The organism is Sphingomonas sp. Root710, assembly GCF_001429065.1.
Classification (GTDB): Bacteria; Pseudomonadota; Alphaproteobacteria; order Sphingomonadales; family Sphingomonadaceae; genus Rhizorhabdus.
This window is the reverse complement of the sequence record NZ_LMIB01000019.1, coordinates 1-14,385: the sequence shown is the minus strand read 5'-3', so window position 1 is coordinate 14,385 and position 14,385 is coordinate 1. Positions and strand designations below refer to the sequence as shown.

Below are 14,385 nucleotides of genomic sequence, written 5' to 3'. Positions count from 1 at the left end.
ACACCTGGCATCAGCGCCAGGTCATCAGCCGGAAGGCTCCCTCCCCTTTCAGGCCGCCTCGGCGGCCCGGCGGACACGCCAAGCATCATTCCAGTCCGCGTGCCGTTCCGGCAGCCGGAGCACCAGTTCGCGTCCATTGGCTGTGAGATGGGGGCGGGCTTTTTTGAGCATGGCGGCAGCGGCGGCACCGCGATCGCCATAGACGATGATACGCTTGACCCGTTCGGGGATGGCGACAAGCCCAAGGCGTTCGACCCCGCCCAGCGCCCAGGTGGGCGTTCCGAACCAGGCCATTGCTGAAAGGGCGTCCTCGATGCCTTCGGCAAGGCCAAGCTCCTCGCCGGCCGGCGCCAGACGAATGGCCGCGTCGCCGAGAAGGCCAAGGGCAATCTTCGGCTTTGGCATGGGTTTGTGCAGGATGTCGGCGAGATCGAGGCAGGTCCGCTGGACGGCGACAACCCCCAGATCATTCTCGACCGCGGCGATCATCGCCGGAAAGAACCGGCGGCGCTCACCGGCCCCGACGATGGTGCGCGGGTTGTAGCGCAGGCAACGCGGATAGGGAGGCGGCAGACCGCGCGCCGCCAGATAATCGGCCGCTGGAGATCCGGCGATGGGCTGGCTCGCCTTCCATAGGCGAAGTGCAAGAGCGCGATGGTCCGCGGCCGCCTTCGGGCGCGGCATTGTGAGCGGCTCCGCATCGTGAAGTTTGCGCCGGCGCAAAGCAGCCAGAACATCGCGCGTGTCGCAGCCGGCAAAGCAGTGGAACAGGATCGCCCGCTCGCCCAGGCGTACCGACAGGCTGGGACCATGGTCGTCATGTGCCGGGCAACGGCATTCGCCGCGCGTACCGCGCCAGATCCCACCCAGGGCTTCGACAATGGCTTTGGCGCGATGGGGAGCAGCTATGGGCATCGACTAATCCTCGGAAGTGGTGGAGCGCCGCTGCTGATTGCGCCCTCCCCTCCCCGGTATTTCACCCCGGCATGCCTTTGGGTGCCAGGATCCCGAATTCCTCGACGATGCGATCGGTCGTGTAGTGCGTCGCGCCGTCGCGTTCATAGGAGTTGTCCTTGAGCCGTCCGGCTATGCGCACGAGATCCCCGACTTGAGCCCGGTCGGCGATATGTTTTCGCTGGCCTTCGCTGAAGACGCTCACGCGGTTCCAGTGGCTGTCTTCCTGCCATTCGTTATCGTCACCCTTGCGGCGATAATTCGCGCAGACCGACAGCAGGGTGACTTTCGGCCGCGCGTCGATTTCCCCGATCCGGCCGATGATCTCGAACTTGGCGAAGTTGATCATGCACCCTCCATGCGCAAGGTCATTTGGCCGGCAGCCTATCGTAGGCGGCTAACTTCGCGTATCCCTCCAGGCGGGGGGATTGAACGATTGCATCAGGCGCGACGCCGATCTCTTTCTCAAAATAAAAAGAATCAAAACGCCGCTGCTCGCAGCGGAAGCTTTTCCGATTCAAAAGGATTCAGATTCAGGAGGCCGAAAGCACAGCATTTCTGCGGGTTTGAGCAAGCTTATCCTGACCGGACGGGGGATTTTGCCTGCCCTTCCGGGGGCGCTTCCCTGACCGATCGGGGGATGCAACCTGACCTGCTGGGGCCTTCCTGACCGTATGGGGGACAGCTTCCTGCTGGAGTGATTCGCTCGCCATAGCGTTCGTCAGGGACTTTCTTCGGCGTCCGCGCTGCCGTTTGCGCGGGTCCGGGCGCTTGGAAACGCGACTCGCCGCACTTCCTCATGGTTTGCTGCTTCGGAGCGAAGTTCCATCCTGACCTCTTGGGGGCCGAATCCGGTGTCTATCCTGCCCTGACTTGACGCGTAAGGACAGGTCAGGCAGATTTTCTCCCACGCTGGACGAATCGGCGCAGACTTCATGGCATGGATGACGAGCAAGCCCTAGATCACGCTGTAACGCCCTCCCCCACCGGCGATGACGCTTCTCCGGGACGGGCGATGCGGGTGGCTGCCGCCCTGCAGGCAAAGGGCGGTGACGAGTTCGCCAAGCCCGGCAGCATCGTCGAGGTCAAGTTCGTCAAAGGCCAGTCGCTTAGCCTGACTGCTTCGCGTTTGCTTGCGCTGATGATTTTGACCGCGGGCGGTGATGCCTGGGAGGACCGCCCGCACAAGATGCGAAAGGCGGACATTCGCCGCGGCCACAAGGGCAATGAGCGCATCTCGGATATGCTTGAGGAATTGCACCGCACGCTTTTCGCGGTCGACGACAAGTCCTGGCGCGGCAAGAAGGCGACGCTGCGCTTTTCGCTTATCTCGTCGTCGCGCGAAGAAGCGGAAGACGAAGAGGGCGCGGACGCTGGGTGGATCGAGTGGGAGTTCACGCCCGAAGCCCGAAAGCTGATCCAGGAATCGGAGACCTATGCGGTCCTGAACCGCCAGGCGGTGCTCGGCTTCCGATCAACCTATGCGCTCAAGCTGTACGAGATCGGGGCGCTGAGGCTGCATAGGCGCCAGTCGCTCTGGAAGGGCGACATGACGGCGCTGCGTGCGCTGCTCGGCATCGCGCCGGACGTCTACAAGGATTTCGCGCAGCTGCGCCGCAAAGTTCTCGAAAAGGCGAAGGCCGAAATCGACCAGCTCGCCCATTTTCGCGTGGAGTGGCGGGAGATCCGCCAGGGCAGAACTGTCACCGAAATCGAATTCCGCTTTGAGCCCAAGGATGCTCCGGCCCAAATCGCGACCGTGGATGAGATCGGTCGGCACTCTGCGGGCAGAAAGGCGCGGCGCGAGGACGAGGTGGAGACCGTTGCCGTCGAGGCTGTCACACAGGCGGCGGTGGCGGCCTTGGTGTCAAAGGATAAGGCTGGGGCAGGGGAGGTCACCTTCCCGAACGGCACGATCCGCTTTGGCTCGGACACGCTCGCGGCCATCGGCCGTTCGGCTGGCGGCGGTTGGGACATCGATCTCATTGCCGATGCCTATCGCGCGCAGATGGGCGAAAGGCTGGCGAAGCTCAAGGGCGCCAAGCTGATCGCATCCTGGACCGGCTTCTGCGAGAGTTTCCTGGCACGACGCGGGCGCCCCTGAGCCGAAATTGCACCGGTGCAATTTCGGGGTGAACTGCCCCCAAGGGGTCAGGTTGCGAGGGGGCGCAAAAGGTCTGCGGCGCAGATTGGGCAAGTTTCGCCCTTCGGGCTGGGCCGACTTGCGAAAATCAGCCTTCGATTGACCTAAAAGTGCAAATTGAGCTATGCCCCCTCTAGTTTCGCAAGGGGGCCTCTCTTGGCTGCATCACTCGACATTGAGGGCACGCAGGACCTGCTGTCCGTCTCGACGCTCGCACAACGGACCAGCTCTGTCCTCGAGCGGCTCCGCGACTCCGCGCGGAGTGCCCGGGCGGACGAGCGGCGCGAGCCGACGTTCCCGATTGGCAAGGCCGCGGAACTGGTCGGCCGAACCGCGGCGGCCATTCGCGAGGCCGAGAAGGACGGCCGCTTGCCGCCGCCTCCGCGAACCGAGAATAATCGGCGTGTCGGCTATACCCTGGCGCAGCTCAACGACATGCGCGGACTGTTCGGCACCCGGCCCTGGCGGGCCGCAACCGATCCCTGCTGCGTTATCGCGGTGCAGAACTTCAAGGGCGGGGTGGGGAAATCGACTCTTTCGGTGCACCTGGCCCAATATCTCGCGATCAAGGGCTACCGGGTGGCTCTCATCGATTGCGACAGCCAAGCGTCGGCAACCACGCTATTCGGCTATGTGCCCGACCTCGACCTGACCGAGGAGGACACGCTCTATCCATTCCTGCGGCACGACGACATGGAGTCGCTCGACTATGCCCTGCGCAAGACCCACTTCGACGGCCTCGAGCTTGTTCCGGCCAATCTGCGGCTGTTCCAGTCGGAATATGAAATCGCAGCGCGCATGGCGCGGGGGCAGGGGAACCTGATCGACCGCATGGCGCAAGGCATCGCGAGCATTGCCGATCGGTTCGATGTGGTGGTTCTCGATCCGCCTCCGGCGCTCGGCGCGATCTCGCTTTCGGTGCTGCGCGCGGCCAATGCGCTGGTGGTGCCGGTTCCGCCGACGGTGATGGACTTCTCGTCGACGGCGGCCTTCCTCGCCATGCTCGATGAGACCATAGAGACGCTGGCCGATCGCGGCTTGGCGCCGTCGCTGCAGTTCCTGCGCTTTGTGGCGTCCAAGGTCGATGAGAACAAGTCGATGCAGAAGGAACTGCTGAACCTGATGCGGACCCTTTTCGGTCACGCGATCGTCCGTACGCCGCTCAAGGATTCGGCCGAAATCGACAATGCAACGGCGCGGCTGATGACCGTCTACGAGCTGGACGGCCCGGTCACCAGTTCGACGGTGCGCAACCGCTGCCTTGCCTATCTTGATGGCGTGAACAGTGAAATCGAGGTCGACATTCGGTCGATGTGGCCGAGCCATTTGACGCGGCTTCGCAAGGAGGGACTCGCCTGATGCGAGCAAAATTGCACCGGTGCAATTCCGGGTAGAAGGGGTGGATGATGAGCAAGAAGAACGCCAACTTCGCGGCTGATCTGGTCGCCGGAATCGACCCGGGGGCGCAAGCCCCAGCGGCGCGGCGCCCTGGCATCGGTGCGAGCGTGCTGGCGGGCCGGGAAAGCCGGCTTGCCGAATTGGCGACGGGCAGCGTCGTCTCGCGCACCCATGAGCTTGTCGATCCCGCGCGCTGCCGAATGTGGGCGGGGCATAACCGCGAATATGCGCTCCTCAATGAGGAGCGGTGCGCCGACCTCATCGAGAGCATCAAGGCGCAGGGCAAGCAAGAAATGCCCGCCATCGTTCGCCGCGTGAAGGACGATCCTGCCTTCGATTTCGAGGTGATTTGCGGCGCGCGCCGGCATTGGACGATCAGTTGGCTGCGCGCCCACAACTATCCGGATTTCCGCTTTCTCGTCGATATCCGTAGCCTTACCGACGAGGAGGCCTTCCGTCTCGCTGACCTCGAGAATCGGGCGCGCGACGATCTCACCGATCTGGAGCGCGCGCGCGACTATCTGCGCGCGCTCGACGCCTATTATGAGGGGCGCCAGAAGGTGATGGCCGAGCGGATCAATGTCACGGAAAGCTGGCTCAGCCGCTATCTCGACCTTGCCCGGCTGCCGGCGGAACTGATGGCGGCCTTCGCCCTTCCGCAGGATCTCAGGATCAAGCATGTCACCGCGATCAAGCCTCTCTTGAAACCGGAGGATCGGCGGCAGCGTGTGTTCGCCGAGGCGGGACGTCTCGCTCAGGTGCAGTCCGATCGCGCAGCACCGATGCCGGTCCCCGATATCATACGCGCGCTCGCTCTGGCCGCCGATCCCCCCAAGAGGTCAGGATCCCCCAAGAAGTCAGGAAAGCCGGAAACGATCGTGTCCGAAGGGGGGAAACCATTGCTGAAAGTGGAGGCGGTGGATCGTAAGGGTCTCAAACTTACCTTGCTCCCGCATGCCGGTGGTACGCGGGCTGAAGCGGAGGCCGCGTTGAAAGCGCTGCTCGATCAGCATTGGAGCTAGGACAATCTTCAGCGGTTCTGAGACGTGAGAGTTTTGTCTTCACATGTTGAATATGGACTGCCCTATGACTGCAGCCTTCCAGGATGACATTCGCGAGAATGAGATCATCTCGCCCCGTCGTCTGGCGGAGCGCCTGCGCTTCTCCATGGCGCATTTGGCTCGCGTTGCTCGCCTGGATCCTAAGGCCATGACTCTGTATCCCTCCGCCCCGACCGTGCAGATTAAACTGGAGGAAATAGCCCGAGTTATAACGCGAGCGGCAGAACTTGCAGGCGAAGAAGGCAAGGCGGTTATCTGGTTCAAGCATCAACCCATTTCTGGAGTTGGGAAAACGGCCGCGGAATTGGTTGCGAATGGCGATATCGATATCGTCATGGAAGATCTCGATCGTATGGCTGCCGGGGTCTATTCCTGACAGGCGTCACTCAAGGCCGAAAGGTTAGCTTGTCCGCAGGACCTTTAGGCGAATGTCTTCTTCTCGTAGACGGTGACAATCGCCCGGCCATCCCAAACGTAGCACAGGTGCCGCTCCTGTCGGCTGTTGGCGAGTAGGCGAGGGCGGAACACCGCGGCGCACTCGCCGTCGGCGTCGCGCACGCTTTGGTACACGATGCCATCCGAACCTTGCTCACGCAGGTGCCGGCCAAGCGCCTGGCCGGCGGCATAGCTGTCCGGGGCGTAGAGAGCAGGGCGTTCATCGCGCAGGCCGCGAATATCGTGGAGCATGGCGTCCAGGTCGACCGCGTAGACGCGCATGTCGAGTTCCTGCGCCGGTTCGTGGGTGTACGCCATGAAGCGGGTTCGGTGATGGCGCGTCTCGGCAACCGCAGTCTCGATGGTGCTGGCAGCGTAGAACAGCCCGAAACTGCCGTCACAGAACCGGCTGCCATCGGGATTTAGGTGGGTGAACGCTGCCATGATCGCCGATGTTCCGGGTCCCGATACGCGGTCCTCCGGTGGGACGAGGGCGAGGTCCCCGACCTCGTCGCGAAGCCGGTCGTTGGTCATCGCCTCGATCGCATAGACCGCTTCCAGGTCGGCCGGATCCGCGACATCCTCAAACAGCGATATGGGCGGGAACCGGCTTGCGACGATCCGGTAGCACGGTTGCCACCGCACTTGCGTCGTCGCAATGGCATCCATCAGCCGCGCTGCGCGTCGATATATTGACGCACCACGTAGAGATCGGCGACATTGCCCGAGGCCATCCGCTCGATCGCCGGGCGTCCGGCGAACAGCGGCGCCTCATTGGGTTTGCGTACCCATTCGTTGGCGGTACGGGGCAGGAGCATCTTCAGCCCCTTGTAGATCCCCATGACATAGGAGATGCGCTCCAGCGCATCCTTGGGAATCGCCGCGACCGCGCCGCGCTTCCAGGTCTGGAAGGTCGAGCGGCTGTCGAGCCCGAGAAGCTTCATCTGCTCGGCTTCCTTGAGGTCCCAGGCGTCGGCAATGCGGAAAAAGGTGCGCAGCGCCGGACCGCTCAGATCCTTGCGGCTGGGCGCTTTGGCGGGGACGCCGGAATGGGCAGTTGTGGCCATTGGCCATCTCCTTCTTTCTCTGTCTATGTATGATATCTGTACATAACGTCAAGAAGAGATCAGTTTTCATACACGCCGAATGCGCGCGATGCCGCGTCAGGGATGGCCAGAACTGCCGGCGAGCAGCCGGTCGATCTCACCCATCGCCGCGTCGAACTCGGCAAGAGCCGCATGGGGGAGGGCGGTAGCCTGGTCCAAAGACGCCGGCTGCCCATCCCTTCCCGGTTCTTCGACGACCAGCAGGGCCTTCCCCTTGACCGTCTCCCGCCGTGCCATGCGCGCCGCCACAAGGGCGTCGCCGATCGCATAGGTGCCGCGCCGACTGATCCCGAACGCCCAGGTGATCTGATCGAGCCCGAGTGGCGCAAAACCAGCGAGCAGGATCCACACCTGCGGTGCCCGCGCGCTCGAGCGCAGGTGCCCCAACTGCTCGCGCATCAGCGCCGCGCGCCGCCGCGCTTGCGCGACCAGCTCGGCAAGCCGGGTCACGCTGCGCTGGAGGCTGCGGGCCGCCAGCATGGCGCGTTCGCCCGGCCAGAGCTGCGGCTGCAGCGTTTGCGCCGTCACCGCGCCGGGGCAGGGGAGGGCGCGGGCCCACGCGCCGGACGCGGTCAGCAGCCGCCCCAGCGCGGCATCGACCGCCCAGAGCGGGGTGCGCGTGGCGGCCTGCTCGATCGCCACCGCGCGGTTCCCAAACGAACGGATTTGCACCGCGCGCTCCAGCGGCGCGAACCGCGGATCGGCGCGCAGCAGCGCGTGCAGGCGGGCCAGACCCGCGAAGGGCAGGGGGGTCTCGTCATCCGCGCCGGCCTGTTTCATTAGCGTGATCGCCCTGCCGATCGCTTCCTCCGCCAGCGCGTCTTCGGCTTGCATCGGGCGGTCGGCCCCGAAGCGAGCGGCCAGAGCGATGGTCTGCGCGGCATCGGCGAGCGGTTCCCACGGATGACGGCTGAGTTCGCCGAGCAGGGCGCGGACCACGGCATAGGCGGAGCAGCCGGTGAGGGGTGTCTCTTGGGGGCCGCGGTCGAGCCCGGCGAACCAGGCGTTGAACCGGTGTTCGGCGTCCGCAAATCCCGCTTGCGCCAGGGATGAAAGCAACACCTCCCGCAGCAGCCCTACGCAGAACAGCCGTTTTTCGATATCGGTGAGGCTGGCGAGGAGCCCGTCGAGCCGGCCGAGCGCCAGCGCGCATTCGCCTTGCGCGAGGGCGAGCTCCTCGGGTGGGACGTCGGTGTCGGCGGCGAGGGGATGGAAGCGCTCCATGCCGGATGTGTAGTGAATGCCAAAACACTGCACAACTACTCAGGTGGTTGGTGAACGAACATGTGATAATTGTAGTTATCATATAAGCGGATTTGACGCCTTTCTATAAGGTGGGTATGTGCATCCCGGCGGAGGGCAGGGCATTTGGACACTGAAAAGACGATATTCTGGTCATGGCAGAGCGATTTTGATGGGCGCGTGACGCGTGAGGCTATCTATGGCGTCGAACCGCACAGCTTCGACCAGATTGTCGCGCTGTCCAGATGAGCCTCCCAGCGCCCATCAGCAGCCGGCGAGGCCGACAGGCCGTCGACCTCGCCTGGGAGGTGACCAAGCTGAACTGCCGATCGCCAATCACGATCAACGCCGAGCTGATCGCCGCCTATCAGGCGGCATCCTCGCCGCATTCCCTGCGCGCGCTTGCCAGCGACATCGAGGCGTTCGACCATTGGTGCCGCCGAAACGGGCGCGTGACCTTGCCGGCGACTCCCGAGACGGTCGCCGACTATCTCGATGCCCGGGCAGGGCAGGGGGCGAAACCCGCCTCGCTCGGTCGCTACAAGGCGTCGATCGCCAAGATCCACCAGCTGCTCGACATCAAGGATCCCACCCAGGCCGAGCTGGTCAAGCTGCGGCTCCGCGCGATCCGCCGGGAGAAGGGCAGCACGCAAGCCCAGGCGCGGCCGCTGCGGTTCAAGGGGCCGGTGCGCAATGTCGAGCGGGACGCACCCCGGGGGCTTAATGTGCGGGGGCTGCTTGAGGCCTGCGCGGATGATTTGCCGGGGCTCAGGGATCGGGCTTTGCTGTCGGTCGCCTACGACACGGGCTTGCGCGCCTCCGAGCTGGTCGCGGTCGAGGTCGAGCACATTGTGGACGCCATCGATCCCGAGGCGCGGCTGCTGACGATTTCGCGCAGCAAGGGCGATCAGGAGGGAAAGGGCGCGACCGCGTTCCTCAGCCCGCGCTCGGTGCGGGCGATCGCCGCCTGGACTGCGGCTGCCGACATCGAGGAGGGACCGCTGTTTCGCCGGGTGCAGGTGCGCCGCTACAAGGCGCGGGCCGCGGTCAAGGGGCGGCGGATCGAGACGATTTCTGGCCGCGAAAGCTGGGATCTGCGCAAGACGTTGCCGAAGTCGGCGGTGCCGGCGCGCACCGAATATGATGTGGGAGAGGGGGCGTTGCACCCGGGTTCAATCGGGCCGATCTGGCGGGCAATGATCCGGCGCGCCTTCGACAAGGGCGCGCTGAGCGACCTCACCGCCGATGATCTGGCGCAGTTGCTCAAGGGCGTGAGCGCGCATTCGACGCGGGTGGGCTTGAACCAGGATCTGTTTGCGAGCGGCGAGGATCTGGCGGGGATCATGGATGCGCTACGCTGGAAGAGTCCCCGGATGCCGCTCGCCTATAATCGCAATCTGGCGGCAGAGCAGGGTGCCGCCGGCCGCTTGATCGCGAAAATCGGGTGATTAGATCTTGAGCTGCGCACAATTAGGTATTTGTGACGGTGTTTGAAAATTCCGAGTGCGCCAGATCACGCGGATTAGCGTTCCAGCGAATGTCCGGCGGAATCGGAAAAGAAAACCCGCCCGTCTTTTGACGGGCGGGCAAGGAAAGGTGTCTACGTCTTACCGAGACTCCTTCGGGTCGCTGGCTGATGCTATGCCTTCGTGTTTCGGATTCAAGGCTAAACTAGCGGGGGTCACTACACGAAAGTGCATTTTACGTACGCTAAGAGAGAACCTCTCGTGAACGCGGGCATGCGCCATCATGCGGCCAAGAGCGATGAAGGCGTGAGGGGTCACTACACGAAAGTGCATTTTACGTACGCTAAGAGAGAACCTCTCGTGAACGCGGGCATGCGCCATCATGCGGCCAAGAGCGATGAAGGCGTGCGCAACGGGCGGAGCTGGCCCGGATCGGGGCGGCTTTCGACATTCCAGCGATAGTCGCCGGTGAGCGAGATATGCTCCCATCCCAGCGGGGCGATGTGGCGCGCGACGTCGTCCGGGATCGCCAGCGCCCCGACCGCCCGTTCGAGATAGCGGGTGTTCCATAGGATGATGGCAGCCACGAGCAGATTGAGACCGGAGGCGCGATAGGTCTGGTTCTCGAACCGCCGGTCGCGCAGCTCGCCGAGCTGGTTGAAGAAGAGCGCGCGGGCGAGCGCGTTGCGAGCCTCGCCCTTGTTGAGCCCGGCCTGAGTGCGTCGGCGCAGGTCGAGGTCGCGCAGCCAGTCGAGCATGAAGATCGAACGCTCGATCCGCCCAACCTCGCGCAGGGCGAGCGCCAGTCCGTTCTGGCGAGGGTAGGCGGACAATCTGCGCAGCATTGCCGACGCTGTGGTGGTGCCGCTGCGGATCGAGGTGGTGAGGCGTAGCAGTTCGTTCCAATGGGCGGCGACATGCCCGATGGCGACCGGATCGCCGGTCATGCCGGCCAGCAGCGGCCCGGCTTCCTGGCCCGGTAGCAGATGCAGGCGCCGGTCCTTCAGGTCGCGCAGGCGCGGCGCAAAGCGATAGCCGAAGAACGGCATCAGGCCGAACACATGATCGGACGCGCCGCCGGTGTCGGTATAATGCTCTTCGATCGACAGGCCGGTGGCATGGTATAGAAGCCCGTCGAGGACATAGGGTGCCTCGCCGGCGGTCGCCGCGATCACTCGGCTCGCAAACGGATCATATTGGTCCGAGACGTGGGTGTAGAAGCTGACCCCGGGCTCGTTGCCGTTGCGCGCGTTGATGTCGCCAATCGCGGCGCCTCGTCCGCCCGCATGGAAGAGCTGGCCGTCGCTCGACGAGGTGGTGCCGTCGCCCCACAGCGCGGACAGCGGCACGGTGCGGTGAACGTCGATCAACCGTCCCAGCGCTTCGCCATAGGCTGCCTCGCTGATATGCCAGTCGTGCAGATGGGCGAGCTGGCGCAGCGTCGCGCCCTGACAGGTCTCGGCCATGCGCGTTAGCCCGAGATTGATGCCGTCTGCCAGGATTACGGTCAGCAGCGCGTTGCGGTCATCCGCCACGCGAGCGGAGCGCCGATGGGTGAAGCACTCGGAAAAGCCGGTCCAGCCATCGACCTCCAGAAGGAGATCGGTGATCTTCACGCGTGGTAGCCGCTCATAGGCGACGCGGCGCATATCCTCTGCGTCGGGCGGCGTGAGGGCCTTGAGTGGCGATATGACGAGGCCGTTGCCGTCGAGGCGCACCTGAGGCAACTCGCCTTGGCGGGCCAGGACCGTCACGCGTTCGATCGCGGCGTCGAGGCTGGCGCGGCGTCCGGCGATGAAGCTGTCGAAATCGGTGTCGATCGCCAGTGGCAGCGGTCCCCGCGCGCGCATCGCATCGAAGGTAGCAGGCGGCAACAGATAGCTGTCGAAGGCGCGATACTGACGGCTTGCCGCCACCGATATGTCGCCGGCGCGCAATCGGTCCCGCAACTGTGTCAGCACGCACAGTTCATAGGCAGCGCGGACGACCTCGCCATCGCGCAGCACGAACGGGCGCCATGACGGCGGCACGAAGCGGAGCGGCGGCTTGTCGGGCAGTCGCCGTCGACCCATGCGATAGATATCAGCGATCAGCCGAACCGCATCGAGCAAACCCTGCACCGCGCCGGTGCCGCGAAACTCGAAGGCGTTGAGGAACGGCCCGATCACGGAGCGCAGCGAGCGCTGCCGCTCGATCAGTTCGGCTGTGCGATCGATCGTTTCTGGCGCGATCAACAGCTCGGCGTCCACGACCGCCGTCCCCAGCCTTTCCCAATCGATCGAACCAATGGCGGCAAGGGAATCGACGCCCCGCGCCCGCGCGTCGAGCAGGGTCCGGCACGAGCCGGTAAGCAGGCGAAGCTGTGCCTGAAGCGATCGGATCGTGCCGATCGCCTTGTCCTTTGTGCGGTTTTCGGCCCGGCGCATCATGCTGCCAAGCAACTTGTCCATCATCGTCAGCACCGCATCTGTCAGGCTTTCCTCAAGCCGGATGCCGGCTGCGGCAAGGATCGCATGGCGGCGTCTGTCCGGTAGTTCCGCCAGATGCTGGGGTGTGATGCGCGCCGCCTCGTCCGCGATCCGGTCGAATGCAGCCTGCGGGATCGTCGTGGCGCGTGTCGCCGCGAAGCCCAAGGCACGAACGTGGTCGAGCCGTTCGATCAATCGCAGGACGTTGCGCGACGCGGGCGACAGGGGCGGGTTGCGCAACCATGAGAGCCAGGTCGCGCTTTTCTCATCCCTGCGCGACAGCAGGGCATCGAGCCGTGCGCGTTCAGGTTCGCCGAGATCTCCGGCGAGCACGTCATGGACCAGATCGCCGGCTTGCTGTCGGGCCCGCCGCACGATCGCCTCGACAATTGTCACGGGCGGTAGCAGCAATCGCCGGCGCCGCATCTCATCCATGACGATGCCGGCAAGCCGCGAGGGCTGGGTGACGGTCTGCGCGATAGGCATGGCAAACGCGACCAGCGCGTAGAAATCCGCGCGGCCGAAAACGACATGACCGAAGCGCCGCGACAGGTCGGCGAGGTGAGTTCGCCGCGTTTCGTCGCGCCTCGCATAGTCGCGCCATGACATAGGCGACACATTCAACTGGCGGGCAACGAACGCCAGGATCGGCATGGGCGGTGCTTCGCCGGCTTCCAGCACGCGCCCCGGCCAGCGGAGATAGAGGAGCAGCATGGCATAGCCGAGGCGGGTTGCGTCGCCGCGCCGGGACGCGATCAGATCGAGGTCATCCCTGGTAAGGGTGAAGTGGCGGGCGATCTCCCGTTCATCGAGCGAAGGATCATAATGACCAGCCAGCATCTCGCGGGTCAGCAGGTGTCTTCTTGCCAAGGTCGAACCCCTCCATGTCGCTGTCCGTCAGACGTCCGTTGGACGGCCACCGGGAATGTGTCCGTTAATTCTGGACCTTCGATGGCGATTCGGACAAGATCGCATGATGATGGGAAAACGGACACTTCGGGGCAGCACATGGCGCTGATCGGCTATGCGCGGGTCTCCACCCCCGACCAGAAGCTCTCGCTCCAGCATGACGCTCTGAAGCGGGCGGGATGCGAACGTGTTTTCGACGATCAGGCTTCGGGCGCCAGGACCGACAGACCCGGCCTCGCCGAAGCGCTGGCCTATCTGCGCGCCGGCGACACGCTGGTCGTGTGGAAGCTCGATCGGCTCGGCCGCTCGATGAGCCACCTCATCGACAAGATCGGCGAACTGGCATCCCGTGGCATCGGGTTCCGTTCGCTCACCGAGAACATCGACACCACCACGCCGGGGGGAATGCTGGTGTTCAACATCTTCGGCTCCCTCGCGCAGTTCGAGCGCGATCTGATCCGTGAGCGCACCCAGGCGGGTCTGCGAGCCGCGCGCGAGCGCGGCAGCAAGGGTGGCCGCCGCCCTGTCGTCACTCCCGACAAGCTGCGCAAGGCCCGGGCGCACATCGCAGCAGGCCTTACTGTGCGGGAGGCCGCCGCCCGCCTAAAAATCGGGAAAACCGCCCTTTATAAGGCGTTGGAAGGCGCAACGGCGGAATAGCTATGGCACCAAATATCGATCAGATCCGTCACCACGTTACACCAGCGCGATCCCGCGCAGACGCACGCATTCGGGTTATCATAGGAATCTACATAGCCTGCTTTGGGTTCGGTTTTTTCAATCATGCGCGAGACTTTGTAGCATACGGATGGAGGCCCTATGATTGGGGGCCGTTTCAACTCGAACTATTCTGGACATCACTGATATTCTTGGACGCGCTTGCTATTGTGCTACTTCTTTCGCGTTTCAAACGGGCAGGATTGGTTTTGGCCGCGTCTATTATGATCGGTGACGTCGCTGCAAACACCTACGCTCTGGTAGCCTTAGGCATTCCGGCATTTGGCTTTTCGGTGCCGCTTCAGGCAACGTTCTTGGGCTTTATCCTAGGCTCGCTACCGTTCGTTTGGCCCGCAAAACCTTCTGCGTTACGGTGAGCGCTGGCGCCTGCAGCAGCCTTCCCCCGCATCGTACTGCATTCGTTCGTATATCGCGTACGTAAAACTCACTTTCGTGTAGTCACCCCCACTTTCGTGTAGTCACCCC

At 64.0% G+C, this 14,385-nt stretch carries 14 protein-coding genes; 8 read left to right on the top strand and 6 right to left on the bottom strand.

What is annotated here, in order from left to right; translation table 11 throughout:
* Positions 1-48 precede the first annotated feature (48 nt).
* A complete protein-coding gene (locus tag ASE00_RS21795) occupies positions 49-915 on the bottom strand; it encodes a toprim domain-containing protein (protein ID WP_056383874.1) in 867 nt (288 codons plus the stop codon).
* A 61-nt stretch (positions 916-976) separates the two neighbouring features.
* Positions 977-1,303, bottom strand: a complete 327-nt coding sequence (locus tag ASE00_RS21790; protein WP_007688082.1) for a single-stranded DNA-binding protein — start codon at positions 1,301-1,303, stop codon at positions 977-979.
* A gap of 79 nt (positions 1,304-1,382) precedes the next feature.
* Between ASE00_RS21790 and ASE00_RS23160 the strand changes: the two genes are divergently transcribed.
* The 5 genes from ASE00_RS23160 (at position 1,383) to ASE00_RS21770 (ending at position 5,932) form a co-directional block, all read left to right on the top strand.
* Positions 1,383-1,583: a hypothetical protein gene (locus ASE00_RS23160; protein WP_013041755.1), complete on the top strand. Its 201-nt coding sequence runs from the start codon at positions 1,383-1,385 to the stop codon at positions 1,581-1,583.
* 386 nt (positions 1,584-1,969) lie between these two features.
* Positions 1,970-3,058, top strand: coding sequence for a replication initiation protein (locus ASE00_RS21785; RefSeq protein ID WP_007688083.1), 1,089 nt, complete (start codon positions 1,970-1,972; stop codon positions 3,056-3,058).
* A gap of 195 nt (positions 3,059-3,253) precedes the next feature.
* Positions 3,254-4,456: an AAA family ATPase gene (locus ASE00_RS21780; protein WP_007688084.1), complete on the top strand. Its 1,203-nt coding sequence runs from the start codon at positions 3,254-3,256 to the stop codon at positions 4,454-4,456.
* Between the two features lie 47 nt (positions 4,457-4,503).
* The gene (locus ASE00_RS21775; protein ID WP_013849890.1) at positions 4,504-5,517 is read left to right on the top strand and encodes a ParB/RepB/Spo0J family partition protein; all 1,014 of its coding nucleotides are present in this window, start codon (positions 4,504-4,506) and stop codon (positions 5,515-5,517) included.
* Between the two features lie 64 nt (positions 5,518-5,581).
* A complete protein-coding gene (locus tag ASE00_RS21770; protein WP_007688086.1) occupies positions 5,582-5,932 on the top strand; it encodes a hypothetical protein in 351 nt (116 codons plus the stop codon).
* 44 nt (positions 5,933-5,976) lie between these two features.
* Here ASE00_RS21770 and ASE00_RS21765 read toward each other — a convergent pair whose 3' ends face one another.
* The 3 genes from ASE00_RS21765 to ASE00_RS21755 all read right to left on the bottom strand — a co-directional run bounded on the left by ASE00_RS21765 (position 5,977) and on the right by ASE00_RS21755 (position 8,321).
* A complete protein-coding gene (locus ASE00_RS21765) occupies positions 5,977-6,660 on the bottom strand; it encodes an RES family NAD+ phosphorylase (protein WP_013041559.1) in 684 nt (227 codons plus the stop codon).
* Entirely contained in the window at positions 6,660-7,058 is a 399-nt protein-coding gene (locus ASE00_RS21760; RefSeq protein ID WP_007686501.1) for an antitoxin Xre-like helix-turn-helix domain-containing protein, read from the bottom strand. The genes ASE00_RS21765 and ASE00_RS21760 overlap by 1 nt, the downstream gene beginning before the upstream one ends.
* 96 nt (positions 7,059-7,154) lie before the next feature.
* Positions 7,155-8,321: a hypothetical protein gene (locus ASE00_RS21755; RefSeq protein ID WP_013849889.1), complete on the bottom strand. Its 1,167-nt coding sequence runs from the start codon at positions 8,319-8,321 to the stop codon at positions 7,155-7,157.
* A 144-nt stretch (positions 8,322-8,465) separates the two neighbouring features.
* Between ASE00_RS21755 and ASE00_RS24290 the strand changes: the two genes are divergently transcribed.
* The gene (locus tag ASE00_RS24290; protein WP_017503292.1) at positions 8,466-8,588 is read left to right on the top strand and encodes a hypothetical protein; all 123 of its coding nucleotides are present in this window, start codon (positions 8,466-8,468) and stop codon (positions 8,586-8,588) included.
* On the top strand, positions 8,585-9,787 hold the full coding sequence (locus tag ASE00_RS21750; RefSeq protein ID WP_056383872.1) for a tyrosine-type recombinase/integrase: 1,203 nt from the start codon (positions 8,585-8,587) through the stop codon (positions 9,785-9,787). The genes ASE00_RS24290 and ASE00_RS21750 overlap by 4 nt, the downstream gene beginning before the upstream one ends.
* 398 nt (positions 9,788-10,185) lie before the next feature.
* Here the strand turns inward: ASE00_RS21750 and ASE00_RS21745 are convergent, their stop codons facing one another.
* Entirely contained in the window at positions 10,186-13,143 is a 2,958-nt protein-coding gene (locus ASE00_RS21745; RefSeq protein ID WP_056383870.1) for a Tn3 family transposase, read from the bottom strand.
* Between the two features lie 138 nt (positions 13,144-13,281).
* Here ASE00_RS21745 and ASE00_RS21740 point away from each other — a divergent pair, with 138 nt between their 5' ends.
* On the top strand, positions 13,282-13,842 hold the full coding sequence (locus tag ASE00_RS21740) for a recombinase family protein (RefSeq protein WP_056383868.1): 561 nt from the start codon (positions 13,282-13,284) through the stop codon (positions 13,840-13,842).
* The last annotated feature ends 543 nt before the right edge of the window (positions 13,843-14,385 follow it).